Source organism: Corynebacterium sp. LaCa_205 (genome assembly GCF_057458085.1).
Genome location: NZ_CP190931.1, coordinates 883084 through 909465 on the forward strand (window position 1 = coordinate 883084; position 26382 = coordinate 909465).

Consider the following 26382-nt stretch of genomic DNA (forward strand, 5'->3'; position numbering starts at 1 on the left):
TATCCAGCGAGTTTTTATTAATGTGTAGACAGCTCTTTCAAAGTGACGCCTGAAAATAGAATAGGAGTAGAACCATCTCTTCTTCACCGTCTTCTTCATCCCGCCCTGTGCGCGGGGTAAATAGCTCGGAAGAAAGTAAAAAACGCACCCGTAACGCCAAGCGCATTCTCAAAGACATTATGTACCCGCATAATATCCACCCTGCGCTGGTGCCGGGCGTTTCCATTGAGGATCAGAAGGTTAAATATGGAGTGGATAAGCCGATCCTTGTGGCGGTCGGCGGCCTGGTCATGGCCTTCGTCATTTGGGGTGTGGTTGCGCCCGAGCAAGTCTTTGATGCCTCTTCGGCCGCGCTGGATTGGGTAATGCGCAACTTGGGTTGGATTTTTACTGCCTTGGCTACGTTCCTGATGTTTTTGCTCCTCATCTTGGCCTTTTCCAAGTACGGCAAGATTCCACTGGGGCTCGATGGGGAGAAGCCAGAGTTTTCCACGGTGAGCTGGGCTGCGATGCTCTTTGGTGCTGGCATTGGTATCGGCATTATTTTCTTCGGCCCCTTCGAACCGCTGAGCTACTACCTTTCGCCGCGCCCGGGCGCGTACGAGGCGGCTAGCGATGAAGCCGTGCTTGGGGCAATGGCTCAGGCCGCAATGCACTGGGGATTTAATGCTTGGGCAATCTATGCCATCGTGGGCTTGTGCGTGGCCTATGTGTCTTTCCGCCGCGGCCGCGTTCCCCTGATGAGTTCCATTTTGATGCCGCTTTTTGGCAATCGTTCTACGGATTCCCTGCCGGCGCGCATCATCGACGGCCTGGCCATTATTGCCACGCTCTTTGGTACCGCCGCGACCTTGGGCATTGGTGCGCTGCAGATCGGCCGCGGCGTGGAATTGGTTAGCGGCTGGTCCACCACCGGCAATACTGCGGCGCTGGTCATTATCGTGGTGCTGTCTATCGGCACGATTTTTTCGGCCGTTTCGGGCGTGGCTAAGGGCATTCGTTGGCTCTCAAATATCAACCTGGTGCTAGCGCTTGCGCTGGCGCTGTTCTTCTTCGTGGTAGGTCCCACCGCTTTCTTGATCAACATGTTGCCGGCAGTGGTGATTGAGTATCTTGATGAGATGCCGCAGATGCTCTCTGCCAATATGGGCGAAGGCGAAGATATGGTGGCATTCCTCTCCTCATGGACCACCTTCTACTGGGCTTGGTGGGTATCGTGGTCACCGTTTGTGGGTGTTTTCGTAGCCAAGATTTCGCGCGGGCGTACCATCCGCCAGTTCGTGCTTGGCGTGCTGCTTATTCCATCGGCCATCATTGTTGCTGCCTTTACCATTCTTGGTGGCACCACCATTTGGCTGCAGCGCCGCGATGGCGATATCGCCCCGGACGGCACTATTGACTCTATGCCGGCGGCAGAAGATATCTTCTTTAAGGTCCTGGACCATTTCCCAGGTGCGGAGTGGATGGCACCCATTGTCATTCTCATGCTGGTTGTCTTCTTCATTACCACGGCGGACTCCGCATCCATTGTGAACTCGCAGCTCACGCAGCGGGGTAACCCCAAGCCAAACCCTATTGTTACCGTCTTTTGGGTGGTGTGCATGGCCGGCATCGCCGTGGTCATTTTGCTCGCTGGCGGACGCAATGCGCTGCAGGGCCTGCAGAATCTTATTACGATTACCTCTCTGCCATTTGCGGTCATCATTGTGCTTATGTGTATCGCGCTGGTGCGCGAGCTGCGCCATGATCCAATCTCTATCCGTCACTTCTACGAGGATGAGGCGGTTTCTAATGCGATTGTGCGTGGCGTGCGCGATTATGGCGATAATTTTGCCTTGTCCATTGAACCGACGGAGGGGGACTATGCAACGGGCGCGCACTTTAACTCCACTGCAGCAGAGGTGACCGATTGGTACGCGCGCACGGACGAGGAAGGCCACGCTGTGGGCTATGACTACGAGACAGGCGAGTACGTGGATAATGATCCTTCTATCAAGAATGGCGAATTTATCTCTCCTGTGCCTGAGGACAAAGATGAGGGTTAATACCTGATAATTATTATCAGGTAGGGTGCCAGCTATGACTCTTAGTACCTTTGTTTTCGCCTTCGCCTTGGTGCTGCTTTCGGGGCTATCGACCTCGATTGGCGGAGCCTTGGCGGTGGGAAAGCGCCAGCCGGGCCCGGCTTTCATGGCTGCAGCTCTAGGTCTTTCGGCCGGTGTGATGCTCTACGTCTCCTTCATGGAGATTCTCCCCGAAGGCATATCCCAGCTTTCCGACGCCCTCGGGGGAGAAACCGCTGGCACCTGGGCCGCCGTCGGTGCCTTCTTTGCTGGCATTGCCGTCATTGCCATCATTGACCGGCTCGTGCCGGAAGAGATCAATCCCCATGAGCCGGCTACAACGGCCGAAGAGGCCCGCCGCAAAAAGCTGATGAAAACTGGCGTATTTACCGCCTGCGCGCTGGGGCTGCACAATTTTCCGGAAGGATTCGCTACCTTCTTATCCGGCCTAGAGTCTAAGGAAATCGCGGTGCCGGTGGCGGTGGCAATCGCCATTCACAATATCCCGGAAGGCATCGCGGTGGCCGTCCCGCTGCGGGAGGCAACCGGATCACGCACGAAGGCCTTCTGGTGGGCCACCTTGTCTGGACTGGCGGAGCCGATTGGCGCACTCATTGGTTTCGGCCTTCTCATGCCGGTTATTGGGCCGGCCACGATGGGAATCAGCTTCGCCGCCATCGCCGGCATCATGGTCTTTATCTCGTTGGATGAGCTTTTGCCCACCGCCGAAGAAACCGGCGAGCATCACCACGCCATTTATGGCCTGATCGCCGGCATGGCCGTAATGGCGGTTTCGCTGATGCTATTTATGTAGCAGGCCTACTGTGCTTGAAGCCTAAGCCTCTGCCGGCGTGGAAGAGGTGCTCGAGGACTTGCCAAAGGAAGCTTTGACTGCCATGACGATGGTGGCGATGACCGTGCCGAGAACCAGGCCGCAAACCATAGACATGCCGGTCTCTGCCAACCAAGCCAGGGCGCCATTAGAAATCTTTTCGGTCACGGAAACGATGAATTCGTGCGGCTGATTCATGCCGAATTCGTGCAGGCCCTTGACCACGATATGGCCGCCGACCCATAGCATCGCGGCGGTGCCGATGACGCCGATAATATCGAGCACAATGGGCATGCCCTTGACAAGTGCGTTGCCCACCGTGGATTTGCCGTTGTGGCGCTCATTTAAGGCCATGCCAATATCGTCCATCTTGACCAATAGGCCCACGGCGCCGTAGACACCCAAGGTCAATATGATGCCGACGAAAATGAGGGCTCCGAGGCGCATCCAGAACGGCTGGTCGATGACCTCGTTCAAGGAAATGACCATGATTTCAGACGACAAGATGAGGTCAGTGGTAATCGCGGACTTGACCAAGCTGTCTTCGGCGTCGGCACCCTTTTCCTGGACTGATTCGGTTTCTTTTTCTCGGTGGGGAAGAAGGTGGTGCAAGATCTTCTCGGCACCCTCGAAGCAAAGGTAGGTACCGCCGCACATCAAGATAGGCGTGAGTGCCCACGGCGCGATCCAGGAGAGGATCATCGCGATGGGCAAGATGATAACGAGCTTATTGATAAGCGAGCCCTTGGTGATGCGCCAAATCATCGGCAGCTCGCGCTGCGGCTTAATACCTTCCACGTATTGCGGGGTTACCGCGGTATCATCGACTACGACGCCAGCGGCTTTCACCGAGGTCTTGCCCGCGAGTGCGGCCACATCGTCGACGCTGGAAGCTGCGGAGCGGGCGATCAAGGCAACGTCGTCAAGCAGTGCAAATAGGCCACCGGCCATAAATTATCCTTCTGGGGCTAGGGTAATGTCATTGGACCACGTCAAGTTTATCCCTTGATGTGCCAACCAAGCCATCGCATCGTCACCACTGCGAGTAATGCCTTCTACGGCGGTTAGGGTGGTGTCGATCGCTTTTTCTGCCTCCTCGGCAGTAATCAAACCAGCGGAGGTGGCGGCAGAGAGCTCATCGATGTCGAGCACGGAAATGGGCTCGTCGCGCGTTGCGACCAGGTCCACATAAAGATCGCGGGTGGTCCAGAGCGCACCATCGCGCTGGATTTCGGCAACGTCGATATAAAAATCTTGGTGGACGTCTACGCCCGGACGGAAGTGAAAGATATTGGCACGCAGGTTAAGGCCGGGGAGCAGCCACGATTCTAGGTAACCAAAGCGTGGGTGATCGGCACCGCGCGCCATGTACAGACCAAACTCGGTTTCGGTGTAGGTATCGACCTCGCGCAGGAAACCTTTGGGGTCGGTATTGGTGTAATCGGCGGTATTAAAGGTCTCGCGCTTGACCGGATGGAGGTCCGCCGCCATCTACTTCACCTCAAGGAAAGCGGCAGTGGGGGCGAATTTGCAGTGGGACTCTTGGGTATTAACGCCGCCGGATAGCAGCGCGATAACGGTGCCTTTGCCGGTCTGGGCGGTGCCGGACAAGGTAGTGGGGCCATCCTGGTTGATGCCGTTGTTATTCAGCGGGGTGATGCCGCTGCGCAGGTTATCCAGGTTGAACCACTGCACATTCATTCCGCCCTGCTCGCGCGCGGCCGGAGGGGTACCAAGAGCAGTAAAGAGGAAGACGGTTTCGCCCGGTTTTGCGCCGGGTGCCGGCATTTCCGTGGGGCCAGGTACGGCAATGGCCGAGCCCATGGCATCGCTGGTGCCGCCTATGCAATGCGCGGAGACCGTGGGCCAATAAAACTGCCGGAAATTCGGGTTATTGCCTTCCGGCATAGCCACGCCGCCCTTGCCATCGCCGCCGCCGGCGAAGAATGCGAGGCCGGATAGGATGGCGTTGCGGGCATCCTCTGGAATCCACGGTTGAGCCGCGAAGGCGCGGATGCGATCTTGGGTTTCCTGATTGGGGCGGCCTAGCTCGTCCAGCGGGCTATGGGAAGAAGCCTGCTGCACCAGGGAAGAAAGGTCTGGTGCAGATGCTTGCGCTGGGGCGACGAGTGGGGAGGCGAGGCCGATGAGCGCGGCCGTGGCGGCGGAAATATAACCGATGCGGCCGGATAGGCGCCAGGTGGTGCGGGCGTTGCTCACGTTATCAATTCCTTGGGTGCGGTCTCGGTCAGGGCATTCAAACCCCATTAGTCACAATCGTAACAATAGTACCTAAAGTAACGATAGTGATAGCTAGGGAGGTGTCAAGTGTGTTTGCGATCTATAAGAATCTTCGCTCGCCCTATACGGCGCGTTACCGGGTAAAGCCAACCCCAATGCTGCACTTGGCCCTTTAAGGGGGTATCGTGGGAGCTCGTTCAAGATCAATTTCGCGCGCGTAAGCGCTGTAGATCCTCCGAAGGAGAACCCCACTAGTGAGTAATACCGAGTTCCGTAATGTTGCCATCGTCGCGCACGTTGACCATGGCAAGACCACCCTGGTCAACGGCATGCTGGAGCAGTCCGGCGCCTTTGGTGACCACGGTGAACACACGGACCGCGTCATGGACTCCAATGATCAGGAGCGCGAGCGCGGCATTACCATTCTGGCCAAGAACACGGCCATTCACCGCAAGGGCCTAGGCAAGGACGGCCAGGACCTGATTATTAACGTCATCGACACCCCAGGCCACGCCGACTTCGGTGGCGAGGTCGAGCGCGGTATTTCCATGGTGGATGGCGTCGTCTTGCTCGTCGATGCCTCCGAGGGACCGCTGCCGCAGACCCGCTTCGTGCTCACCAAGGCACTGGAAGCCAAGCTGCCGGTTATCATCTGCGTGAACAAGACTGACCGCCCGGATGCCCGCATCGACGAGGTTGTCTCCGAGTCCCAGGACCTCCTGCTGGAAATCGCCGCCGGCCTGGAGGATGAGGAAGCTGCAGCCGCCGCCGAGGAGCTGCTGGACCTCCCGGTTCTCTACGCTTCCGGCCGCGCCGGCGTTGCCTCCACCGAGAACCCAGGCGATGGCAACGTCCCTGCGGGCGAGGATCTGCAGCCGCTTTTCGACGTCATCTATAACGTCCTCCCAGAGCCTTCCGCTACCGTCGACGCCCCACTGCAGGCGCACGTGACCAACCTGGACGCCTCCGACTTCCTAGGCCGTATCGCGCTGCTGCGTATCTACGCCGGCCGCATTAAGAAGGGCCAGCAGGTGGCCTGGATCCACTACGACGAGGATGGCAACCAGCACACCAAGACCGTGAAGGTCGCCGAGCTGCTGCGCACCGTCGGCTTCGAGCGTCAGCCGGCCGAGGAAGCCATCGCCGGTGACATCGTGGCTATCTCCGGCATTTCTGACGTCATGATTGGTGACACCATCGCCGATCCGGAGCACCCTGAGGCTTTGCCGCGCATCACCGTAGACGAGCCGGCCATCTCCATGACCATCGGCGTGAACACCTCCCCGATGGCAGGCCAGGGCGGCGGCGATAAGCTCACCGCGCGTATGGTCAAGGCCCGCTTGGAGCAAGAGCTCATCGGTAACGTTTCCCTGCGCGTGCTGCCCACCGAGCGCCCCGACGCTTGGGAGGTACAGGGCCGTGGCGAGATGGCGCTGTCCGTGCTGATTGAGTCCATGCGCCGCGAAGGCTTCGAGCTGACCATTGGTAAGCCGCAGGTTGTTACCAAGGAAATCGATGGCAAGACCTACGAGCCGTACGAAATCCTCACCATTGACTCTCCCTCCGAGCACCAGGGCGCTATCACCCAGCTGCTAGCATCCCGCAAGGGTCAGATGCAGGCTATGGATGTCCGCGAGGGCGACTGGGTACGCATGATCTTCCGCGTTCCCGCCCGTGGTCTCATTGGCTTCCGCACCCAGTTTATGACCGAGACCCGCGGTGCCGGTATCGCTAACTCCATCTCTGACGGCCTGGATGTCTGGGCCGGCGATATCAAGTCCCGCCCGACCGGTTCCCTGGTGGCTGACCGCACCGGCCAGATCACCCAGTACGCGCTGACGCAGTTGGCTGACCGCGGCAACTTCTTCGTCGAGCCGGGCGCCGAGGCTTATGAGGGCATGGTCGTTGGCGCCAATAACCGTGATGAGGATATTGACATCAACATCACCAAGGAAAAGAAGCTGACCAATATGCGCTCCGCTACTGCGGAGGCCACGGTCACCCTGGCCAAGGCACACACCCTTTCCTTGGAAGAAGCACTGGAATTCTGTGGCAACGACGAGTGCGTCGAGGTCGCCCCGGACGTCCTGCGCGTGCGCAAGGTAGAGCTTTCCGCTACCGACCGCAAGCGTGCGGCTGCTCGCGCGAAGCAGATGAATAAGTAGTGAGCACCGCCTTAGGTGGTAGTGATTGCCGCTGAAGTGGCAACCACTGCCGCTACTGCTGCCGCCTCCTCTACTACGGCCTTAACCGCTGAGGAGGCGGTTTTGTCATATGTCACCTCCTTTTTGATCTCCTGAATGCGTGCCCGCATTTCCCGTCGCTTCATACCCTCCGCATCATTTTTGAGCAGAGTATAGGCACCGGAGACTTCGCGGAGGATATCGAGGATGATGACGTCATTAACCTCGGCTGGACGTTGTGCTTCCAGCACCGCGACCAGCCGCTCGCGCAGTTGGTGCTCTAATTCCAAGTCCGTCATGATGTAGCGGTCGCCGCCCCATTGCCACCACTTGGCTTTTTCTATGTCGAGCTGGCCATTCGCGTGGAAATCCAAGGCGATGATTTCCCGTGGGGTAAACCAAGAAGCTTCCAAGAGCTCCTTCGTACTGGCGGTCTTGCGCTGCTGTAACTCCTCCCAGGCCCAGGCCAAAACTGGGTTCTTCGGGCGCTGGGTGGTAGTTACTACCTTTTTCTTTTCCGCAAGTTCGACGTGCCCGCCCAGCAGTAGGTCCGCGAGGACGGTAGCGCGTAGGGCGGCCTCATTATTGGACACCCAGTCTTCTTTCTTGCCATTGTCTTTAGTTAATAGCAGGAACATTTCTTGGCAAATCAGCATGGTGCCTCCCTCAAAGTTGCGGTCTGAGCCTGAGTCTAGCGCCGAATATCTTCGTTCCGGCGGGGTAAAGGGACTAAAGTAGTCCGCGATGAAAAAGAATCCGGCTTCAACAAGGCGCGCGGCGTCGGCAATGGCGGCGGTGCTGAGCGCCGCTAGCCTTGTTTTCTTAAGCGCTTGCGCGGCTAACCCTGGCCCTCCACCGGTGGTGGAGGATAATGCCTCCGCGCTGCAAGAGGATCAGGCCACCACCACTGCAAAACAGCAAGAAGAGCCACCCCAAGACACCGATTCCGCCAAGCGTCCTACTATCTCAGTGGGCGTAGATCCCTTGCGCGCGGGATTAAACCCGCACTTGGTGGCCAATAATTCCGAGCTGGTGGACCAGATTGCGGAACTGGTGTTGCCTTCAACCTTCCACGGCGGTCAGAGGGACGCCGATATCCTGGAATCCGCCGCCGAGGTAAATGCCCCCAAGGGGGTAGCGCAGCGAGTGCGCTACGTTATTGCTTCACCTGCGCAGTGGTCAGATGGTACGCCTATCTCTGGCGCGGACTTTAGCTACTTGTGGAAGCAGATGACCACGACCGCCGGTGTACGAGATCCCGCTGGCTACCACGCCATCTCGGCCGTGAATACCTCTGATGGTGGTCGCGTAGTCACGGTGGATTTTTCCCAGAAGGTTAAGGACTGGCACCTGCTCTTCCATAACCTACTGCCTTCGCACTTATTGCAAGATGATAATTTCGGCTCCGCATTAGCGGATAAGATTCCGGCATCGGCCGGACGCTTCCTTGTCGATAGCGTGGACCGCGGCCGCGGAGTCATTACCTTGAACCGAAATGATCGGTTCTGGGGCGCTAATCCGGCCCAAGTGGATGTCATCCAGCTCAGTGAGGTGCGCGATAGCACCCAAGCGCTGAATATGCTGCGCTCCGGACAGATCGGATTCGCGGACTTTACTCCGGACCAAACCTCAGAGGAGGCGTTGGGTCTTTTAGGACATGTCTCTGAAAAAGCACTTACTCGCCCACGCCAATTGCGCCTGCATATGTCTACTGCAGAAGGCGCATTGGAAGAAAGGGCAGAGCGCCGCGGATTAGCCTCACTGATTGATACGGATCAGGTCGCCCGCTTGGCCACCGGCCGCGCTTCCAATCTGGAGCCCGGACATAACCCTATAAGCAAAGACACGGATCTTACTGCGTTGCGCGCACGCGCCAGCAAAAAACCGATTCGCTTTGCGGTAGATCCTACTAGCCCCACTGCCTTGGCCGCGGCAAATACCCTCTACGATGTTCTGGAAGCCCACGGGATAGATGCCGAGGTGGTTTCCGAGCGCCTGACCACAATAACCTCCAAGCTTTTGCCAGAAGGCGATGTGGATGCCGTGGTTACTTGGGAAGATATCTCCTTGAACTCGTTGGCCGCGGCAAATATCTTTAGCTGCGATAATAAACAACCACTGGCAGGCGATTTGTCCGGAATCTGTCCGGAGAATGCGGACGAGATTCGCGAGGAAATCTTGTCCGGGACCATGAGCCCGAAGGAGGCGCTCGGCCGCATTCGAGAAGTGAACTCTAAAGAAGCGCTCTACGTGCCGTTGATGGATGAGACGCGTATCCACGCGCTCGGGAAGGGTATTGTAGGCCCCGGCCAAAGCATTGATGATTGGGACGGGGGTCTTATCACCGCGCCCCGCTGGAGGATAGATGAAGACTAAGGATTTAACCGGCTATCGCGTGGTGGCAGTCCACGCCCACCCGGATGATGAAACCCTTTTTATGGGCGGTACCCTGGCGAGCCTCGCCGCACGCGGCGCCGAGGTCACCGTTATTACGCTCACCTTGGGCGAGGACGGCGAGGTTATTGGTGAGCCCTACCAGGGCCTGGCCGACCATGATCAGCTCGGCGGCTTTCGCGCTCGCGAATTGGCTAACGCACTGGAGGCTCTTGGAGTAAAGGGAATCCAGCTCGGCGGCTTCGGTCACTTCCGTGACTCCGGCATGGCGGGCTCACCCTCCCACGAAGATTCGCGCGCGCTGGTCAATCGCATCGAGGAGGCGGCTGATTTCCTGAGCGACGAGCTCGAGACGATTAAGCCCCACGTCATCTTGACCTACGGGCCTGATGGCGGTTACGGCCACCCGGACCACATTGCGGTGCATAAGGCGGTGATGAAGGCGGCGTCGCCAAGCACACGCATTTGGTACGGCATTTTTGAACGCGCCGCTAACTACGGCGGCCTGGAAACCCTCGATGCCCCAGCTGGATGGACCAAGCCCAGCCAGGAGTACTTGGACAATTTCACCAACGAGGGTACTGATGTCACTGTCGCTCTTTCTGACGCCGCCTTGGACGCCAAGCGCCGCGCCATGCGCGCTCACGCCTCCCAAATTTGGTTGGCCGATGGCTCCACCACCCGCACCAATCCCGCGTCCGCTGTGGCCGCGCTCCATGAACCTGAGCGCGTGCCCGGCGCCTTTGGCCTGTCCAATCTGCTAGTTATGCCGCTGCTGCCTGCCGAATACTTCCAACTGGGTCAAGGCGAGCCGGCCGATGATTTGCTCGGTGGGCTGTGATGCGCACGGATTTTAGCCGCGGCGAGCAGGTAACCGGCCTGGTGTGGTTGGCTATCGGCGCGCTGCTTTCGGTATTTCTCGAGGTCATTTATCTCACCGCCCGCATCCCGCTATCCAATGGGGCGAGCGTAGCCTTTCCCATTACGATTGTGATCGCGTGGTGGTTCAACTCCGTGCTTACCCGCACCGCCCGCTTGTGGAGCCGCACGCCGGTAGTCAGCGCCATCCCGCTCATCGTATGGTGCTTAGGATTTTTCGCCTTCATGTTGATGGTGCCAATGACTGGAGACACGCTCTTGGCCAATAATATTCTCAGTCTGCTCCTGCTTTTGGCGGGGATAGGCGGCGGCGTTTGGCCATTTTTTAAGCAGAAGTGACATACTATTAATCACCCCAAATCCTAGACATCAGGAAGTTTCAAGGAATCTCCATGACTTATACGATCGCACAGCCTTGCGTTGACGTAATGGACCGCGGCTGCGTTGAGGAATGCCCTGTTGATTGCATCTACGAGGGCAAGCGCATGCTCTACATCCACCCGGATGAGTGCGTGGACTGCGGCGCCTGCGAGCCGGCTTGCCCGGTCGAGGCCATCTTCTACGAGGATGACGTTCCCGATGAGTGGCTGGACTATAACGACGCTAATGCAGCCTTCTTCGATGACCTGGGCTCCCCAGGCGGCGCTGCGGCCCTCGGCCCGCAGGACTTTGACGTCCCGATGATTGCCGCGCTTCCGCCACAGAATCAGGAGTAAGACATGGCTCGCACACCGCTAGGAAAGACGCTTCCAGACTTCCCCTGGGATTCACTGGCCGGCGCCAAGAAGAAGGCCCAGGCCCACCCGGGTGGAATCGTTGACCTCTCGGTGGGCAACCCCGTTGACCCAGTAGCCCCAGGCGTGCAGCTTGCGTTGACCACAGCCGCGCAGGCCTCCGGCTACCCGCAGACCGCCGGCACCCCGGAGCTGCGCGAGGCCATCGCCGCCGCGCTGACCCGCCGCTACAACATGCAGGTAGATCGCGTACTGCCGGTAGTTGGCACCAAGGAGGCCATCGCCTGGCTGCCTACGCTCTTGGGCATGCGCGGCGAGACCGTTGCCTTCCCCTCGGTGGCCTATCCCACCTACGAGGTAGGCGCACTACTCGCCGGAGCCACTCCGCTGCGTGCGGATTCCGATTTCCAAGACGCCTCTTTAGTCTTTTTGAATTCGCCTTCCAATCCCACGGGCCGTGTGCTCGGGGTAGAGGAGCTGCGCCGCATCGTGGCGTGGGCGCGCGAGAACGACGCCATCATTGCCTCCGATGAGTGCTATATGAGCTTGGGCTGGAATGACGATAATCCGCCGGTGTCCATCCTCGATCCGCGCGTGACCGATGGCGATAACACCGGGCTCATTGCCATGCATTCGCTATCCAAGACCGCGAATATGGCTTCCTACCGCGCTGGCTTCTTCGCGGGCGATAACGACCTCATCGACGAGCTGCTGCTGCTGCGCAAGCACGCCGGCCTCATCGTTCCAGGGCCCATTCAAGCCGCCATGGTCGCCGCGCTTAACGACGACGACACCGAGACGCTTCAGCGCAACCGCTACGCCTCCCGTCGCGCGGTGCTCATGCACGCGCTTGTCGACGCCGGCTTTACCATCGACCACTCCGATGCCGGCATGTATCTTTGGGCCACCCGCGGCGAGAACTGCCGGGAGACCATCGACTGGCTTGCCGAGCGTGGTATCCTCGCCGCCCCCGGCGACTTCTATGGCCCAGCAGGCGAGAAGCACGTGCGCATTGGTCTCAACGGCACCGATGAACGCATCGATGCTGCAGTAGACCGCCTCGCCGGTGCCTAATTCCGGCAGGCCTCCCGCACGCGAGGGCATATCCCCGCGCAAGACGGTCCTGCGCGGCTACGTGCCCGAAAAAGGGGAGTACTTCGCCGCTCGCGCCGGCGATTCTCCCTATCCGCCTGGGACTCTGCTGCCGGCTGGGGCCGAGCTGCCGCGTCCCGTGCCCGCCTGGTATCACCTCACTGTGCCTGCCGAGCGCCCCATTCCTTTCGACTACTCAGTCATCTACGCCGACCGCGACCTCATCGTGGCCGATAAGCCGCACTTTCTGCCCACGACCACCAATGGCCGATTACAACGCGAAACTCTGCAAACCCGGCTGCGCGTGGACTTCGGTGAAGACGATATTGTGCCTCTCCATCGTCTAGACCGTCTGACCGCCGGCCTTGTGCTTTGTTCTCGCAATCCCGCCACTCGCGCCGCTTACCAGCGCATCTTTGGGGAGGGGAGTGCGGTGAAGAGGTATCGGGGCGTCGTCAAGCGGCCGCTTTATGTGGACCGGGAAATCACCCTGCACATGCACAAGCCCCGCGGCTCGCGCCAGGTGCTCGTTGCTTCCGATGGCACACCCACCTCTACGTATGTGCGCGCCGCCGGCCGAGAGGTGACCATGTGGCCGCGCACCGGCCATACGCACCAACTGCGCGTGCTACTCAATCATCTGGGGCACCCGCTTCTCGGGGACGACACGTACCCCGCCCCGCGCAAGCTCGACCTCTATGATTTTCGCGCCCCGCTCGCCCTACTCCATGAGGCTATCTCTTTTATAGATCCTCTATCACAATCCGAGCGTCAATTTTTCAGTTCGCAGGACTTAAGAACTACAATCGAGTAGTTATTAAATCACTGGCTAGAAAGGCGGCCCATGGCAGACCTCAGCGTCGCGCGCTTTGTGTCCAATTTTGGGCAGTTTCTCAAATTCGGCATTGTTGGCGGCTCCGGTACCGCGGTTAATCTCTTTGTGGTCTATTTGTGCAGAAAGATTACTTGGTGGTCTGGCGGCATCGAGGCGGATGATCCCTTCATCAATCTCTTCGGCTCTGTTTTCCATATCCGTTGGTACCATGTGTTTTTGACCATTGCGTTTTTGGTCGCCAACACTTGGAACTACCAGCTGAATCGCATGTGGACTTTCCGATCGGTGGCGAAGGTGTCTTGGCTGCGCGGTTTCTTCCCATTCCTTCTCGCTGGAATTGGAGCTTTTATCGTAAGTCAAGTTGTGGCGACACTGTTAATGAATCCGACTTCGCCGCTGCATTTGCCCTCAGACATTCTGGATGATTCGACCGGTTTGCGTACAAAGGTGTACTGGGCATCGGCCATTTCTATCATTGTCGCTATGCCGATTAACTTTATCTTGAACAAGCTGTGGACCTTCCGCTCGCAGCCGAAGACGCGGCAACTTGTCGAGGAAACCGAGCCGGCCTAGCTAGGTCCCGTATTTTCTTCCTCTCCGCCCCCGCGCTCACCAGCGCAGGTTGGCGGGGATTTTTCTTTCTCCCCGTGAGCGCGAAGGAGACAGTACCTCCCGCCGCGCTCACGGGGAACGAAAACAAAGAAAACCCGCCGTCCGCGGTGAGCGCGAAGGGCGGGGTGAGGTGCCGGAGTGAAACTAGTCTTCTAACTCGGCATCGAGGCGAGCTTGGTCGCGACGGTGCTGGCGGCGACGAAAGAAGGGGGTGAGGGCGAGCACGGCAATGGCGCCGACTGCGGTACCGATGAGGTAGGAGACGGGGTCGTGGCCGTCGGCAGGCGCGTAGGCGTTAAAGGCAATGCCGGCGAACATGACTATAAGAGGGATGAGGTAGACAGCGATAGCCGTCCAATTGCGGCTAACAATTGGGGTGGCCACGCGCTTGCGCATCCAAGCAGAACCGATGAAGTTGCCCACGATGGACGGCACGAGCGCGAGGAAGCACAGCATGGACATTTGGCCAGGAAGGACCCAGGCGAGAATTGCGGCGACGACGAGTTCGAGGAACGAGATTGGGGTCATTCCGATTACGCAGGCCTTATAAAGCGTGTCGCGTTCGAACTCATCGCGAGTCGCGCGATCGATTTCCTTGAGGGAGTAATTGGCGATGGCGTTAATCATGTTGTTCAGCTCCAAAAATTTCTTCGACGGTTTTTCCTAGTTCGTGGCAAATATCCAGCGCGAGGTGCACGGAGGGCGAGTAGTTGCCGCGTTCGATATTGGCGATGGTTTGGCGGGAGACGCCAACTCTTCTGGCGAGTTCAGCTTGTGATAATTCGAGCCAGCGGCGCCATTTGCGGACCATGTTGGGGTGCTCGGCCATCTGGTCTCCTTTACGGGGTGTCGTTCTTGCATTACCGAGTGTAAAGGAAAGTTGTCACTAAGGCAAGGTTTATACGCACAGATGCCACCGCCAATAGGGCACAGTGGCTGAAGTGGGGAGCTGCGGATTCCCACCTTTTAGCACCTCCAAAGTGGCCTTGACGAGCAAAACGGCCTGGCTGAGGTGGTGGATGATGTCATCGGCAGTAAAACGCAAAACGGTATAACCGTGGGCCACGGCCGCGTTCTGCTTGGTACGGTCAGCTTGAAAGGTCACACTGTGCTTGTGGTATTTCCAGCCGTCAACTTCCACCAGCAACCTGCCAATCTTCAGGTCAAAGCGGTAGCCGGCGATGAGAACATTGTGCTTGGGGTAGATTCCTTCTGCGCGCAGCTGCCTGCTTAGCGTGCGTTCCGGTGAGCTATCCGCGCCTATAGCAGCGTGTCGTATAGCCTCTTTAAGAGGCGTCGGGACGCGCCGCATTCGCCGACGGTCCTCTTCTAGGCGGTTGGGGCCGTGCTTTCCTTGGTAGTAGTCTTCCAATAAAGGCCTACATGCGCGCGAAATTCTGCGTGCAGCCCATAGCGGTTGCACCACCGGTAGGCCGTTGACCTTGTGTGTGGCCCGGAGACGCGAGTGCGAAACTCGGAAGCATTTTCCCTTCAATGTACGAGGTCCCTCTGCTTCCAACGGAAAGGTTAGCTGCCGGCCGAGATAAATCTCTTGTGCAGTCTTTCCGGTGAAATGGATTCGGCTGAGCCCATGCGCCAAGGTCCGCGCCACCGCCAGGGGCGTCCACGAATCGGTATAAATCCCCCGATGCACGCGGTACAGCTTGCCCTCACGCACCTTGCGGCGAATCGCCTCTTTACTTAAACCCTGCTCACGCAGTTCCGCGGTTGTCCATTCCCCCATGGAAATAAACGTAAACGGCCGCAGTGCGTGATGGCTACGCTTCCCGCTGCAACCTGTGGATAACTCAGGGACGGGGCTCGATTTTCCGCCGCGTGGCCTGGAACGCTGTGGATAACCGCCCCACGCGCTCACCGGCAGCCGCCCTTTGGCAGCGACCCGTGTTCACGGTGAGCGCGAGGGGAGCGGTGGAAAGCCCACGACCTTTGCGCTCACCGGCAGAGCTTTCCGACGTCCCCATTCGCTCCCCGTGAGCGCGGCGGGCGGAGCGTTGGGCACCTCACCCCCTCGCGCTCACTGGGAGACGAAAAGAGACGTCCATTCTCGCGCCGGTGAGCGCGAAGGGCAGAGGGAGGAGGGACAGCGGGGAGGGGAGGGGCTAAGTCAACGGCAGGGTGGAGGTGGGGTCAATGCCGCGAACCTTGGAGTTGATGACACCGGCGACGGCGAGCACCGCGAACATAGCGGCGGCGGAGAGGAGTTGGCTGCGGGCGGTGGCGTCGGTAAGCATGAGCACCGCGATGGCCGCAAAGAGCGCGAGGGCGAACCAAGTCAGGTAGGGGAAGGCCCACATGCGGATGGGAAGGGGATGGAGTGCTTCGAGCTGACGGCGCAGGCGCAGCTGGCTGACGGCGATGAATACCCACACGATGAGCAGGGAGGCACCGGCGGCATTGAGCATGAAGGTAAGAAGCCAACCTGTATCGGCGTAGTTGAGCACCACTATGACGGCCGAGAGTAGGACGGACAGGGCAATAGCGGTGGTGGGTACGCCGTCTTTATTGGTGGTGGTGAAGATGCGTGGAGCCTCGCCACGGGAGGCCAGCGAGTGCATCATGCGAGAGGAGGCGTAGATCTGCGAATTGAAAGCGGAAAGCAACGCAAGGACGATGACAACCTCCATGATGCCGGCCGCACCCGGGATGCCGGCGCGCTCGAGGACCATGGTGAAGGGCGATTCTGCGGCCGTGGAGGCACCTCCCAAGATGGAATAAGGCAGAAGGAACGTGATGACGAGAACGGAGCCCAAGTAGAACACGGAGATGCGCAAGATGGTGGAGCGCACGGCGTTGACCAGGGATTTTTCGGGGTCCTCGGATTCGGCAGAGGCGATGGCGACGACTTCGATGCCGCCGAAGGCGAAGGCTACGGCCAAAAGGCCGGCCGCGACGCCGCCGAGGCCATTGGGCATGAAGCCGTCCTCGAGGAAGACGGAGGTGCCGATGAAAGAATGGCCAGGCAGGAGGCCCAGGATGAGCAGCACGCCGATGATGAGGAAGGCCACGATGACGACGACCTTGATAAGCGCGAACCAATACTCGAATTCGCCGAAACTACGCACGCGCAGCAGGTTGATGACGCCGAAGAGGACCACGCAGATAGCTGCGGGGATCCACGGCGAGACGTCGAACCAGGAGCCAATGAATCCGGCCGCGCCGGTGATTTCGGCGCCGAGTACGGCGACGGTGGCTAGCCAATAAATCCAGCCCTGGGTAAAGCCCGCCCAGCGGCCGATGCCATGTTCGGCATATTCGGAAAAAGAGCCGGAGGCGGGGATAACAGTGCCCATCTCGCCCAGCATCTGCATCACCAAAATGGCCAGGAAGCCGGCGATGATATAGGCGAGGAGCACGGCGGGCCCAGCGGCGGAGATACCGACGCCGGTGCCGAGGAATAGCCCGGCACCGATGGTGGAGCCAAGCCCCATCATGGTTAGGTGGCGGACCTTCAGGCCAGAACCGAGGGTGGAGGAGTTATCAGTCACCCCTCCATCTTATTTTGCCCGATAAGGCTATAGGAATCGGGGGTATTAATTCTTGTGCAGCTCGTCGTTCAACGCGACGGCCTCGGATTTCCATTCCACAGCCTCAACCGCACCGGAGACGGAGTTGCGGCGCAGCAGCATACCGGAGGCACCGGAGAGCTGGGAGCCCTTGACGTTCTCGCCATTATCAACGCCCAGTGCTTCCGCGACCTTGCCAAAGACGGTCACCTTGGTGCCGGCGGTGACGTAGAGGCCGGCTTCGACTACGGCGTCGTCGCCAAGCGAAATGCCGATGCCGGAATTGGCGCCGAGCAGGCAGCGCTCGCCGATGGAGATGACCTCCTTGCCGCCGCCGGACAAGGTGCCCATGATGGACGCGCCGCCGCCGATATCGGAGCCATCGCCCACGACGACGCCCGCGGAGATGCGGCCCTCCACCATGGAGGCGCCCAAGGTGCCGGCGTTGAAGTTCACAAAGCCCTCATGCATGACAGTGGTTCCCTCAGCAAGGTGGGCGCCCAAGCGCACGCGGTCCGCGTCGCCAATGCGAACGCCGGACGGTACAACGTAGTCCACCATGCGGGGGAATTTGTCAACGGAGTAGACAACGACCGGGCCGCGGGAGGCAAGGCGGCCGCGCACCATCTGGAAATCGGAGACGGCGCAGGGGCCGTAGTTAGTCCAGACCACGTTATTGAGGTGGCCGAAGATGCCATCCATATTCAGGCCGTGCGGCTTGACCGCGCGGTGAGAAAGGAGGTGCAGGCGCAGGTAAGCATCGTAGGTATCGACGGGGGCGTCATCCAGATCTTTGATGGAGGTCTCGACGGCAACGCGGGCCACGCCGCGCTCCTCGTCCGGGCCTGCCAGCGCGGAGAACTGCTGAGGGACCTCCTCCAAGCGCTTGGTCTCGGTGGTCTCTACGGTCTTATCGGTATAAACGGCTGGGAACCAGACGTCCAAGACGGTGCCGTCATGGGTAATGGTTGCCAGGCCACGTGCGGATGCAGAAGTCATGCCCGCTAGCTTAGCAACTACCTCCGCGTCTCTGCGCGCTGGCCGGTGGGTAGTACGAAGGACAAGACGACGAGTATCGCAGCGAGGATGAGTACCGAGATGACCTGGTTGCGTGCATCTGGGTCAAAGAGCATGAGCAGGGTGAGCCCGCCCAGCGCCGCGGCCGTGACCCACGGCAGCCAGGGAAAGCCGGGCACACGCAGATCGGTCAACTCGCCATTGCCGCGCATTTGGGGATGCAGCTTGATAAAGGAAGCCACGATGAAGGACCAGATGACCAGCAGACACCCGCCCACTGCATTGAAGAGAAATGCTAGGAGCCCCGGAGGGTTCCAAAACTGCAGGCCTACCGAAGCGAAGGCGAAGACCATGGACAAAATGACCGCGTTGATGGGGGAGCCAGCGCGATTTTGCTTGAGGAAGAATCCTGGGGCGCAGTGATCCTTAGCCATGTCAAAGACCAAGCGGGAAGTGGCGTAGATCTGCGCGTTGAAGGCGGAGAGCAGCGCCAAGGCGATAATCGCTTCCATGAAACCGGACGCGAAGGGAATCTTGGCGGCCCCAAGCACGAGGGTGAAGGGGGAATCGGCGGCTACGTCGGCGTCCTGGATGGAGCTAAAGGGCAGCGCCATGGTGATAACCACGATGGAGCCGATGTAGAAGATCATGATGCGCACGATAATGGCGCGGACCGCGGTGGCCACGTTATGTGCTGGGTCCTCGGATTCGGCCGCCGCGATAGTAACCAATTCGATACCGCCGAAGGCAAAGGCCACGGCTAGCAATCCGGCGGCGAAGCCGGGCATGCCATTGGGCAGGAAATTAGCGGTGAAATTGGTCCCGGCCAAGGAGAGATCCATGCCGGGCAGGATGCCCAGCGCCATGAGCACGCCTATGGCAAGGAAGGCGACAATGACGCCGACCTTGATGATGGCGAACCAGAACTCAAACTCGCCAAATCCGCCCACGGCCGCGAAATTGACCACTGCGAAGAATGCCACGGCGATAAGTGCCGGAATCCACGGGTCGATATCGAACCAGCTGGAGATGATGGCGGCCGCCCCGGTGATTTCGGCGCCCATGACCATGATTAGCATGAACCAATAAATCCATCCCATGGTAAAGCGTGCCCAGTGTCCGAAGGCCTGACCGGCGTAGGTGGAAAATGACCCCAAAGAGGGGCGGGCGGCGGCCATCTCACCGAGCATCCACATCACTAGCGCAATGAGCGCGCCGGCCACGGCATAGGAAATGAGCACGGAGGTGCCGGAAATCTGGATGCCGAGGCCTACGCCGAGGAAGAGGCCGGCGCCCACGGCAGAGCCAAGGCCCATCATCGTGAGATGACGGGATTTCAATTGAGCGGTTTCGGCCATTGTTATCACCTTAGGGAGGACGAAATATTTACAGTGAAGTGAACTTTACACAATGCGGGGAGCTACGCGGGGCGCTAGCATGGCGCTTTGTGACTTTAGATCTATATGCAGACCCCATCGAACTAACCAAGGCGCTCGTTGATATTCCGAGCCCCTCCCACCATGAGGAGGCCATCGCAGACGCCGTCGAAGAAGCGCTGCGCGGTTTGGACGTCGAGGTTGCCCGCTACGGCAATACCGTGTGCGCCCGCACGAACCGTGGGCTAGATTCCCGCGTGGTGCTCGCCGGACACATTGATACCGTTCCGTTGGCAGAAAATGTACCGCATCACATGGAAACCACTAAAGACGGGGTGGAGATTATGTGGGGCTGTGGCACCGTGGACATGAAGTCAGGCATGGCCATCTACCTTAATGCCTTTGCCCAGCTGCACGAGTCGGAGGAGCTGAAACATGATCTTACTGTCATCGCCTATGAGGGTGAAGAAGTAGCTACTGAATTTAATGGCTTGGGCCATCTGCAAAAGGACCACCCGGAGTGGCTCGAGGGGGACTTCGCGCTTCTGGGCGAGCCCTCCGGCGCCATGGTGGAGGCCGGTTGTCAGGGCTCCATCCGCCTGCGCGTGACCGCGCACGGCACCCGCGCGCACTCGGCCCGCGCCTGGCTCGGCTCCAATGCCGCGCACAAGCTCGCACCGATTATGAGCCGCATCGCCGCCTATGAGTCCCGCGACGTCACCATTGACGGCTGTACTTACCGCGAGGGCCTCAATATCGTTCACCTCGAGTCCGGCGTGGCCACAAATACGCTGCCGGATGAGGCTTGGATGTTTGTGAACTTCCGCTTCGCCCCGGACCGCACGAGCGAGGAGGCGCTGGAGTACATGAAATCCATCATCGGCGAGGAAGAAGATGTCACCATCGACATCGACGACATTGCCCCGGCCGCCCAGCCTGGGTTGGGCCAGCCTGCAGCCAAAGCTCTTATCGACGCCGTCGGGGGCAACGTCCGCGCCAAGTTTGGCTGGACCGACGTCGCCCGCTTCTCCGAAATGGGCACCCCGGCCGTGAACTTCGGCGCCGGTGACCCAGGGTTTGCGCATAAAAAGGACGAGCAGGTCCCCACCGCGCAGATTAGTGAAGTATCCACCGCCCTCCTGAAATACCTGAAGGGATAGACCATGACTCCTGAGCAGATGCGCACTCTGCGCGGCCCGATGCTGCTGCGCACCGAAGGCGAACAGGCCTCCACCTTTGACCAGCGGCTCTTGGAGTCCGGTGCAGACCACGAGTGGCAGCATGCCGATCCGTGGCGCGTGCTGCGCATCCAAGGCGAATTCGTCGCCGGCTTCGATGCGTTATCCAAGTTGCCGAAGGCCGTCACCGTCTTCGGCTCCGCACGCACCACGCCCGAGGACGCGAGCTACCAGCTGGGCGTCGAGGTCGGCCGCAAGCTGGCCGAGCACTCCTATGCCGTCATCACCGGTGGCGGCCCCGGCATCATGGAGGCAGCCAACCGTGGCGCCCACGAAGCCGGCGGGCTGTCCGTGGGCTTGGGCATCGAGCTTCCCCATGAGCAGGGCCTCAACGAGTACGTCGACCTGGGCCTGAATTTCCGCTACTTCTTCGCCCGCAAGACGATGTTCTTGAAGTACTCGCAGGCCTTCATTTGCCTACCTGGCGGCATGGGCACGATGGATGAGTTCTTCGAAGTCATGTGCATGGTGCAGACCGGCAAGGTGACCAATTACCCCATCGTGCTCATGGGCACCGAGTACTGGACCGGCCTTTTGGAATGGATGGACAAGACGCTAGCAGCGGGTGGATTTATCAACGAAAGCGACCGGGAGCTTTTCCTGCTTACCGACGACCCCGATGAAGCCGTCTCCCACATCATTAAGCGTCACGAGGTTATGAGCGATAAGCGCATCAGGGAGCCGCGTTGAGCCTCGCGCGTGTGATGGCGATTGTCAATCGCACCCCGGATTCTTTCTATGACAAGGGGGCAACCTTTGACCTCGACCCGGCGCTGCGCCGCTGCGATGAGGTGATCGCAGCCGGTGCTTCGATCGTCGATATTGGTGGCGTGAAGGCTGGCCCCGGCAAAGCTGTGGACGCGGCGGAGGAAATCGACCGCGTGGTGCCGACCATTGAGAAGGTGCATCAGCGCCACCCGGATGTCCTCATTTCCGTCGATACGTGGCGCAGCGAGGTGGCAGAGGCAGCCATTGCAGCCGGTGCCGGGCTCATAAATGACACCTGGGCGGGTTGGGATCCCGAGCTCATCGAGGTCGCCGGACACTACCGCGTGGGCTATGTCTGCTCTCACACCGGTGGTATCACCCCGCGCACCCGGCCGCACCGTGTCCATTTTGATGACGTGGTGGCCGATGTCATCGCGGAAACCACCCAGCTGGCCGAGCGCGCTGCCGCTCTCGGTTGCCCGGAGGACCTGACCTTCATCGATCCGACCCATGACTTTGGCAAGAACACCTTCCACGGTCTCGAGCTTTTGCGGCGCATAGACGAGGTCGTGGCCACCGGCTGGCCGGTGCTCATGGCGCTATCAAACAAAGATTTTGTGGGCGAGACGCTAGACCGCGGGGTAGGAGAGCGCGTTGCGGGTACCCTAGCCGCCACCGCGTGGTCCGCTGCCCGCGGAGTGGCCGCTTTCCGCGTCCACGAGGTGGCAGAAACCGCTGATGTCATCCGTATGACTGCCGCCATCCAAGGCGAGGTCGCCCCGCTAGCAACCACGCGAGGCCTTGCATGAGCGTCTCCGTTATCATTCCAGCGCTCAACGAGGAGGGCACCGTCGCAGACGTCGTGCGCGCCTGCCTTGCCGATAATCCGCTTGAGGTGCTGGTAATCGACGCCGACTCCTCAGACGCCACCGCGTCTCGCGCTGCGGCAGCTGGAGCCGACGTGCACAATTGGCGCGATATCCTGCCAGAAGAACCGCGCCCCGGCAAGGGCGAATCCCTCTGGCGCGGGGTCGCCGCGGCGAAGGGAGACATAGTCGTCTTCGTCGATGCGGATCTTGAATCCGCTGCGCCCGGCATGGTAGCTGCCCTAGCCGCTCCTTTTTCCGACCCCGCGGTAGAAATGGTCAAGGCCCGCTACCGCCGCAGCCTCAACGGACAGCCCACCGGCGGCGGCCGCGTCACCGAGCTGACAGCCAAACCGCTCATTAAGCAATTTTTCCCAGAGCTCGCTCATATCGACCAGCCGCTCGGAGGCGAATACTCTCTGCGCCGCGCCACCGCCGTCGAGCTGCCCTTTGTAGAAGGCTACGGGGTGGAAGCGGGGCTATTGGTGGACGTCGGCAAGCGGGGCACAATAGCGCAGGTGGACTTGGGAACTCGGGTGCACCGCAACCGGCCGCTACATGAACTCGCGCCGATGGCCGAGGTAGTCGCGCGCACACTGCTCTCCCGCGCCGGGGTTACTGCGCCCGTTGCTCAACGCCCGCCGCTAAAAGGTAAGGTTTAAGCCATGCTGTCTTGGATTATGCTCCTCCTCGTCCTTTTCTCCCTGACCGTCATCGGGACCTGGGTATGGGGGTCGATTTTTGGCCGCGGCGAGGTTATGCACCCGCTCGATGAGCCGGAGAAGGTGCGCGAAAATAACCGCGCCGCTGCCCGCGAAGGGCGCCTTGACCAGGTGAAATTCGAGGTTGTGCCCCGCGGGTACCGCCAGGACCAAGTAGATGATCTCCTCGCACAACTAGAAGAGCAACTATCTTCCGCGCCGAAAAGGTCTAAGCTGGAAGGAAAAGAAGTTAACTAAAGGAGACTCACTATGGCAGCAATGAAGCCGCGCACCACGGGCGGAGAAATGGAAGCAGTAGAGGAGTCCCGCAAAATTGTCATGCGCATCCCCTCCGATGGCGGCGGGCGCATCGTCATCGAGCTGAGCAAGGACGAGGCCGCCGAGCTTGGTTCTCTGTTGACCGAGGTTTCTAGCTAGTCTAGATACATGCTTTCTCATATCGTCGACATTCTGGCTGATCCCAATGATGGCACCGCGCTTTCTGGTGCCGATGATTTCTCTCGCTTGGTCTCGGAATCCGGCCACTCTTTTGATGTGGCCAAGCAGGGCTACGTCACCCTCGCGGCCGGCGCCGGACTCAAGCACAAGGGCGATGACATGGACATGGTCAACGCCCGCGAGACCTATTTGGCCATGGGGCACTTCGCGCCCTTCGTGGAGGCCGTGACTGGGGCAGTCCAAGGTGCGCTGGATTCCGCATCGTTGGCCGAATCTACGCCCGCCTCTCTGCTTGAGGTGGGCGCTGGTACGGGCTACTACTTGGCCCACACCCTCGACTCCATCGCTGAGGCCCGCGGCGTCGGGCTCGATATTTCCCCGCACGCCGCGAAGCACTTGGCTAAGTGCCACCCGCGCGTCGGTGCCGTCGTGGCCGATGTGTGGGAGCGCCTGCCCATTCGTGATGAGTCCGTCGACGCTATTTCCGTCGTCTTCGCCCCACGCAATCCGGCCGAATTCCAGCGCGTGCTCGTCCCAGGCGGCCAGGTCATCGTCTTGACCCCTGATGCCGGCCACTTGGACGAGCTGCGGGAGCCTTTGGGCATCCTCGGCGTGGAAGACGGCAAGGTGGAGCGCATGTACGAGCAGGCCGAGGGATACCTCGAGCAGGCGGCCGATCCGGTGGATATTTCGTTCCCCATTGAGCTCGATAAGGCCTCCGTTGCCGCGCAGGTTGGGATGAGCCCGTCCGCGCGTCACATTAGCGCCGGAGAACTCGCCGAGCGCATGGCAGCGTTGCCCCCGACGCTCACGGTTACCGCCCGCGCTCGACTGGACCGCCTCCGCGTAGTTTAGCCTCGGCCCTTCTGCCTCATCTCCGCCCTTCGCGCTCACTAGCAGCGCGTGGGGCGGTTCTTTTCGTTGTTCCGGTGAGCGCGAGGGGTGGTTCCTCGCCCTTGCCGCTCACCAGCACACGCTTTCCGACGCCCCATCGCCTCCCCGTGAGCGCGAAGGGCGCGCGGCGTGACATCGCCCCGTACCGCGGGTGGCGCGGGTGCCACGGGTCCGGAAACACACAACCCCGCCCTTGCCGCTCACCGGGAGCAGCGCAACCGCAGTGGGCGGCTGTGCCGGTGAGCGCGAAGGGCGGGGTGGAGAACCGAGCGGGGGCGTCGGGTGATGTTTAGAGCTTGGAGCCGGAGCGCTGCCAGTCCTGCTCGATGACGGCATCGCCGGAGGTTTCGACGCGCAGCCCAGAGCAACCGCCCTCGAAGTAGACGCGGGAGGCCATGGCGATGAGGCCACCATCGACGAATACCTCGACGGTGGAACCGTCTTGGATAATGGTGAGGGTGTCGGAGTCACCCTCGGCAAGCGTGGCGGTGGCGGGCTCAGAATCGGCAAAGCAATGATTGAAAGCCTTGTTCATTGAGCGATCGAGGCTGATGTCATCGCCGGAGTGGCGGATGGTGGCGGCGGGGTCACCGGCGCCGTCGAGAAGCGTGACGGTGACGCAGGAACCGGAAGGCACCTCCATGACGCCGGTCCACGAGCGGGCGTAATCGGAAAGCTTGACGGCATCGGGCAAGCCCCGGGCGGGGGCTTGGTAGAGGACGCCGCCCTCGAGGGTGACTCGGCGGGGTAAGGAAAGGGCATTGGCCCAGCCTTCGGCTTCCCACGAGGCGTGCTTGGTGGCGTCATCGCCGCGGCCGTTGCCGTTGAGGAGGCCAACGATAACGGCGCGCTCATAGCGCTGCTCGGGGGTGAGCGTGCCGGTGGTGGTGTTGGTACTGCGTGGGCGGGAGAAATCGTGGCCGAAGTCTACGCGGCGGAAGCCGGAGACCACGGTAAAGGTGGTGCCCTCCAGCCGGCCGACGAGGTAGCCGGAGACGTCGCGGCCGCCACGCTCCAAGGTGACAAAGAGGACGTCGTAGACATTGCCGTCAACCTCATCGCGCAGTCGGACTAGGCGCGGGGAGACGACCGGCGGAATGGGCGAGGTAGCGGGGACCTCGCCCTCTAGGAAGCCAGGGTCGCCGTCGAACTTGAGGCTGCCGCGCAGGCGCCAAGACACGCCGTCGGCGGATTCGAGGATAACGGGAACCGGGGCGTCGGAGTGGCCGGTGAGAGCCAACATGAGCCAGCCGTCGTGGCCGTCATCGCGGTCCTCTGAGGCCCAGTCGGGCACCACGGAGGGGGAGCGGAAATGATCGAAGTTGCGGGTATTGCCCACGACTTCGCCAAAACGAACGACATTGGGGTCGAGCGCCTGAGGGTCATCGGAGACCTCGCAGATCTCGTCCACGTCAGCGTAGCGGGCGAGGTGAACGGCGATTCCGGCGGCGGTCACGGAGGTGAAGTAGAGATGGATATCGTCTGGGCCTTGGGCTACGGAACCTGCGCGCAGGGAGAGCTCGCCGCCGACGGGGGCGAGGACATCGTCACAGTCCAACCAGTCAAAGGGAGACTCTTCGGAGTATGTGTGTCCCCAGCGCGCCGGGGAGTCCGCGGTGGGGCGGTACTGGTAGAACAGATGCCAAGTATCACCATCGCGCAGGATACCGGCGGGGGCGTCGAGGACGCCGTCTTCAGGGACAAAATGCAGTTCGGGGCGGTGGGTTGTCACGG

28 protein-coding genes are annotated in these 26382 nt (G+C 60.3%); 17 read left to right on the forward strand and 11 right to left on the reverse strand.

All coding sequences use genetic code 11. The features are described 5' to 3' along the window. The first annotated feature begins 107 nt into the window (after positions 1-107). Both ACP8J1_RS04380 and zupT read left to right on the forward strand, forming a co-directional pair. Positions 108-2045 carry a BCCT family transporter gene (locus ACP8J1_RS04380; RefSeq protein ID WP_023021858.1) on the forward strand — a complete coding sequence of 646 codons (1938 nt, stop codon included), beginning with the start codon at positions 108-110 and terminating at the stop codon, positions 2043-2045. 34 nt (positions 2046-2079) lie between these two features. Beyond that, positions 2080-2877, forward strand: a complete 798-nt coding sequence (zupT, locus tag ACP8J1_RS04385; RefSeq protein ID WP_023021857.1) for a zinc transporter ZupT — start codon at positions 2080-2082, stop codon at positions 2875-2877. 21 nt (positions 2878-2898) lie between these two features. Here the strand turns inward: zupT and ACP8J1_RS04390 are convergent, their stop codons facing one another. The 3 genes from ACP8J1_RS04390 to ACP8J1_RS04400 are packed head-to-tail and all read right to left on the reverse strand — an operon-like array spanning position 2899 to position 5163. Further along, positions 2899-3846 carry a DUF808 domain-containing protein gene (locus ACP8J1_RS04390; protein WP_023021856.1) on the reverse strand — a complete coding sequence of 316 codons (948 nt, stop codon included), beginning with the start codon at positions 3844-3846 and terminating at the stop codon, positions 2899-2901. A 3-nt stretch (positions 3847-3849) separates the two neighbouring features. Then, positions 3850-4386 carry a ribonuclease FAU-1 family protein gene (locus tag ACP8J1_RS04395; protein WP_023021855.1) on the reverse strand — a complete coding sequence of 179 codons (537 nt, stop codon included), beginning with the start codon at positions 4384-4386 and terminating at the stop codon, positions 3850-3852. Beyond that, the gene (locus ACP8J1_RS04400; protein WP_034656437.1) at positions 4387-5163 is read right to left on the reverse strand and encodes an Rv1157c family protein; all 777 of its coding nucleotides are present in this window, start codon (positions 5161-5163) and stop codon (positions 4387-4389) included. 227 nt (positions 5164-5390) lie between these two features. On the opposite strand from ACP8J1_RS04400, the gene typA reads away from it, so the two are divergent. Further along, complete coding sequence (gene typA / locus ACP8J1_RS04405) at positions 5391-7301, forward strand: translational GTPase TypA (RefSeq protein ID WP_023021853.1); 1911 nt, start codon at positions 5391-5393, stop codon at positions 7299-7301. A gap of 11 nt (positions 7302-7312) precedes the next feature. Here typA and ACP8J1_RS04410 read toward each other — a convergent pair whose 3' ends face one another. Further along, positions 7313-7975 (reverse strand): GOLPH3/VPS74 family protein, encoded by a 663-nt coding sequence (locus ACP8J1_RS04410; protein WP_023021852.1) that lies wholly within the window; start codon positions 7973-7975, stop codon positions 7313-7315. Positions 7976-8063: 88 nt separating this feature from the next. Between ACP8J1_RS04410 and ACP8J1_RS04415 the strand changes: the two genes are divergently transcribed. From ACP8J1_RS04415 to ACP8J1_RS04445, 7 genes are read left to right on the forward strand one after another with little or no spacing between them, the layout of a single operon-like run. Then, positions 8064-9695, forward strand: a complete 1632-nt coding sequence (locus ACP8J1_RS04415; RefSeq protein WP_034656438.1) for an ABC transporter family substrate-binding protein — start codon at positions 8064-8066, stop codon at positions 9693-9695. Next, on the forward strand, positions 9685-10554 hold the full coding sequence (locus tag ACP8J1_RS04420) for a PIG-L family deacetylase (protein WP_023021850.1): 870 nt from the start codon (positions 9685-9687) through the stop codon (positions 10552-10554). Before ACP8J1_RS04415 ends, ACP8J1_RS04420 begins: the two co-directional genes overlap by 11 nt. Then, positions 10554-10931, forward strand: a complete 378-nt coding sequence (locus ACP8J1_RS04425; RefSeq protein WP_023021849.1) for a hypothetical protein — start codon at positions 10554-10556, stop codon at positions 10929-10931. The genes ACP8J1_RS04420 and ACP8J1_RS04425 overlap by 1 nt, the downstream gene beginning before the upstream one ends. A gap of 53 nt (positions 10932-10984) precedes the next feature. Further along, positions 10985-11308 carry a ferredoxin gene (gene fdxA, locus ACP8J1_RS04430; RefSeq protein ID WP_005327491.1) on the forward strand — a complete coding sequence of 108 codons (324 nt, stop codon included), beginning with the start codon at positions 10985-10987 and terminating at the stop codon, positions 11306-11308. A gap of 3 nt (positions 11309-11311) precedes the next feature. Beyond that, a complete protein-coding gene (dapC, locus tag ACP8J1_RS04435; protein ID WP_023021848.1) occupies positions 11312-12400 on the forward strand; it encodes a succinyldiaminopimelate transaminase in 1089 nt (362 codons plus the stop codon). After that, positions 12393-13232, forward strand: a complete 840-nt coding sequence (locus ACP8J1_RS04440; protein ID WP_023021847.1) for a pseudouridine synthase — start codon at positions 12393-12395, stop codon at positions 13230-13232. The genes dapC and ACP8J1_RS04440 overlap by 8 nt, the downstream gene beginning before the upstream one ends. A 30-nt stretch (positions 13233-13262) precedes the next feature. After that, positions 13263-13826, forward strand: a complete 564-nt coding sequence (locus ACP8J1_RS04445; RefSeq protein WP_302517465.1) for a GtrA family protein — start codon at positions 13263-13265, stop codon at positions 13824-13826. A gap of 183 nt (positions 13827-14009) precedes the next feature. On the opposite strand, the gene ACP8J1_RS04450 is transcribed toward ACP8J1_RS04445, so the two are convergent. The 6 genes from ACP8J1_RS04450 to ACP8J1_RS04475 form a co-directional block, all read right to left on the reverse strand. Beyond that, the gene (locus ACP8J1_RS04450) at positions 14010-14492 is read right to left on the reverse strand and encodes a SoxR reducing system RseC family protein (protein WP_023021846.1); all 483 of its coding nucleotides are present in this window, start codon (positions 14490-14492) and stop codon (positions 14010-14012) included. After that, the gene (locus tag ACP8J1_RS04455; RefSeq protein WP_023021845.1) at positions 14485-14694 is read right to left on the reverse strand and encodes a helix-turn-helix transcriptional regulator; all 210 of its coding nucleotides are present in this window, start codon (positions 14692-14694) and stop codon (positions 14485-14487) included. The genes ACP8J1_RS04450 and ACP8J1_RS04455 overlap by 8 nt, the downstream gene beginning before the upstream one ends. 69 nt (positions 14695-14763) lie before the next feature. Continuing rightward, positions 14764-15609 carry a type IV toxin-antitoxin system AbiEi family antitoxin domain-containing protein gene (locus tag ACP8J1_RS04460; protein ID WP_034656439.1) on the reverse strand — a complete coding sequence of 282 codons (846 nt, stop codon included), beginning with the start codon at positions 15607-15609 and terminating at the stop codon, positions 14764-14766. A 376-nt stretch (positions 15610-15985) separates the two neighbouring features. After that, on the reverse strand, positions 15986-17317 hold the full coding sequence (locus ACP8J1_RS04465) for an amino acid permease (protein ID WP_232212617.1): 1332 nt from the start codon (positions 17315-17317) through the stop codon (positions 15986-15988). A gap of 99 nt (positions 17318-17416) precedes the next feature. Further along, a complete protein-coding gene (dapD, locus tag ACP8J1_RS04470; RefSeq protein WP_023021842.1) occupies positions 17417-18388 on the reverse strand; it encodes a 2,3,4,5-tetrahydropyridine-2,6-dicarboxylate N-succinyltransferase in 972 nt (323 codons plus the stop codon). Positions 18389-18405: 17 nt separating this feature from the next. After that, on the reverse strand, positions 18406-19764 hold the full coding sequence (locus ACP8J1_RS04475) for an amino acid permease (RefSeq protein WP_023021841.1): 1359 nt from the start codon (positions 19762-19764) through the stop codon (positions 18406-18408). An 89-nt stretch (positions 19765-19853) separates the two neighbouring features. On the opposite strand from ACP8J1_RS04475, the gene dapE reads away from it, so the two are divergent. From dapE to ACP8J1_RS04510, 7 genes are read left to right on the forward strand one after another with little or no spacing between them, the layout of a single operon-like run. Then, entirely contained in the window at positions 19854-20942 is a 1089-nt protein-coding gene (dapE, locus tag ACP8J1_RS04480; RefSeq protein WP_034656440.1) for a succinyl-diaminopimelate desuccinylase, read from the forward strand. A gap of 3 nt (positions 20943-20945) precedes the next feature. Further along, positions 20946-21710 (forward strand): LOG family protein, encoded by a 765-nt coding sequence (locus tag ACP8J1_RS04485; RefSeq protein WP_023021839.1) that lies wholly within the window; start codon positions 20946-20948, stop codon positions 21708-21710. Between the two features lie 14 nt (positions 21711-21724). Then, on the forward strand, positions 21725-22537 hold the full coding sequence (gene folP / locus ACP8J1_RS04490) for a dihydropteroate synthase (RefSeq protein WP_034656441.1): 813 nt from the start codon (positions 21725-21727) through the stop codon (positions 22535-22537). Continuing rightward, positions 22534-23256 (forward strand): glucosyl-3-phosphoglycerate synthase, encoded by a 723-nt coding sequence (locus ACP8J1_RS04495; protein ID WP_023021837.1) that lies wholly within the window; start codon positions 22534-22536, stop codon positions 23254-23256. Before folP ends, ACP8J1_RS04495 begins: the two co-directional genes overlap by 4 nt. A 3-nt stretch (positions 23257-23259) precedes the next feature. Beyond that, complete coding sequence (locus ACP8J1_RS04500) at positions 23260-23553, forward strand: DivIVA domain-containing protein (protein WP_023021836.1); 294 nt, start codon at positions 23260-23262, stop codon at positions 23551-23553. A gap of 12 nt (positions 23554-23565) precedes the next feature. Beyond that, the gene (locus tag ACP8J1_RS04505) at positions 23566-23733 is read left to right on the forward strand and encodes a DUF3117 domain-containing protein (protein ID WP_005323535.1); all 168 of its coding nucleotides are present in this window, start codon (positions 23566-23568) and stop codon (positions 23731-23733) included. A gap of 9 nt (positions 23734-23742) precedes the next feature. Beyond that, positions 23743-24609: a methyltransferase domain-containing protein gene (locus ACP8J1_RS04510; RefSeq protein WP_023021835.1), complete on the forward strand. Its 867-nt coding sequence runs from the start codon at positions 23743-23745 to the stop codon at positions 24607-24609. Positions 24610-24937: 328 nt separating this feature from the next. On the opposite strand, the gene ACP8J1_RS04515 is transcribed toward ACP8J1_RS04510, so the two are convergent. Next, a complete protein-coding gene (locus tag ACP8J1_RS04515) occupies positions 24938-26380 on the reverse strand; it encodes a GH32 C-terminal domain-containing protein (protein ID WP_023021834.1) in 1443 nt (480 codons plus the stop codon). Positions 26381-26382: the final 2 nt, after the last annotated feature.